We start from the raw sequence: 561 nt of genomic DNA, 5'->3' as shown, positions 1-561 counted from the left end.
ACTGGGCATATTTTCCGTGATGTGGTCCGAGCACTGCTCATACAAGTCATCCAAGAAGTGGCTGAAGTCCCTGCCCACAACAGGGCAGCACGTGATCCAGGGACCTGGCGAGAATGCGGGCGTCATAGACTTAGGAGAAGGCCAGGCGGCCGTCTTCAAGATCGAGAGCCACAACCACCCCAGTTTCATAGAATTTTATTAGGGGGTGGTTATGGGTGTCGGTGGCATTCTGCGAGATGTATTCACCATGGGCGCCCGCCCCATCATGAACCTGAACGCGCTGCGCTTCGGAGATCCGCGACATCCAAAGACCCGCCACCTTCTGGCTGGTGTGGTCGCCGGCATCGGTGGGTACGGGAACTGTGTCGGCATTCCCACGGTGGGCGGCGAGATCAACTTTCACCCCGCCTACAACGGCAACATCCTCGTCAACGCCATGACCGTAGGCCTGGCACCAAGCGACCGCATATTCTATTCGGCGGCTGCGGGCCCCGGAAACCCGGTTGTCTACGTCGGCTCGAAGACAGGGCGGGACGGGATACATGGCGCCACCATGGCCAG

The 561-nt window shown here is 59.7% G+C and carries 1 pseudogene; it reads left to right on the top strand.

The window, feature by feature from the left end:
• Nucleotides 1-561: pseudogene (locus tag FRC98_RS22205) on the top strand (AIR synthase related protein); the annotation flags it as partial.

This window comes from Lujinxingia vulgaris (assembly GCF_007997015.1).
In the GTDB taxonomy this organism is placed as follows: Bacteria; Myxococcota_A; Bradymonadia; order Bradymonadales; family Bradymonadaceae; genus Lujinxingia; species Lujinxingia vulgaris.
The sequence above is the reverse complement of the archived record's forward strand: the minus strand, read 5'-3'. Positions and strand labels throughout refer to the sequence as shown.